The 1,017-nt window shown below is 41.7% G+C and carries 2 protein-coding genes; both read right to left on the reverse strand.

What is annotated here, in order from left to right; all coding sequences use genetic code 11:
• Nucleotides 1–797 (reverse strand): recombinase family protein (locus ACOEN1_RS13455; protein WP_422487403.1); only part of this gene is annotated, 797 nt, incomplete at its 3' end.
• 39 nt (nt 798–836) lie between these two features.
• Nucleotides 837–1,017: SHOCT domain-containing protein (locus ACOEN1_RS13460; protein ID WP_422487404.1), on the reverse strand; the 181-nt coding region annotated here is incomplete at its 5' end.

The raw sequence follows: 1,017 nt of genomic DNA on the forward strand, positions 1-1,017 counted from the left end.
AGTTCTCCGTTGTTGGGCTTTAACTTGTGTGTGATATGGTCCTCAATAAAACCCTTTTGTAAAAGCATGTTACCGGTATACTTTTCATTCTTAAGGATCGCCCGAATTGAGGTGTTTGAAAAGCGTCCTCCGGTATATGATTTGACACCCATTTCTTCAAGCTGCACTTCTGTTTGTTCGGCGGACATTCCCTTGAGGAAGTTATCATAAATCAGTTTTACAATCTTAGCTTCCTCCGGCTCAACAACAAACTGCTCTCCGTTCCAGCGGTAGCCATAAATACTAAATGAATTAGGCTTTCCTTTCTGGAAATTCCTTCGAATGGCCCATTTTACATTTTCACTTGTAGAGCGACTTTCTTCCTGGGCAAAGGAAGCGAGGATGGAGAGCATTAGCTCACCGTCGCCACTCATTGAATTGATGTTTTCTTTCTCGAACCTTACCTCAACTCCGATGTCTCGAAGGTGGCGTACTGTTTCCAGTAGGTCTACGGTATTTCTAGCAAATCGCGATATGGACTTGGTTAATACAATATCGATCTTGCCTGCATCACAATCTTCCAGCAGTCTCTTGAACTCATCCCGGTTTTCAGTCGTGCCTGAAATCCCTTCGTCTGCATATACACCTGCATATTCCCATTCTCGATGAGTCTGGATGTATTTGCTATAAAAGCTGACTTGCGCTGAAAGAGAGTGTAATGTTCTGCCTTTTTCTTCGGAAACTCTGGCATAAGCAGCAACCTTTTTTCTTGTAGGCATTACCGGAGCGGAAGGTTCGATTCTATTGATTTTCCGCATAAACTCACTCCTTTCAACACTATACATCACTCTAAAAGGCTATGAAGTCAAGTTAATGTGAGAGAATAGTGTACCTAGTAATGGCCTGTATTTTTCAAGAAGATACTCATCGATTAAGGCAAATTCCTCCGGGGTAATTATGCTTTTTTCAAGCATGGATTTTGCAATAGAAAGACTTGATTGGTATTGCTTTTCAGCTCTGAATTGATCGTCTGTCATA

Source organism: Gudongella sp. DL1XJH-153, assembly GCF_049310905.1.
Classification (GTDB): Bacteria; Bacillota; Clostridia; order Tissierellales; family Tissierellaceae; genus Gudongella.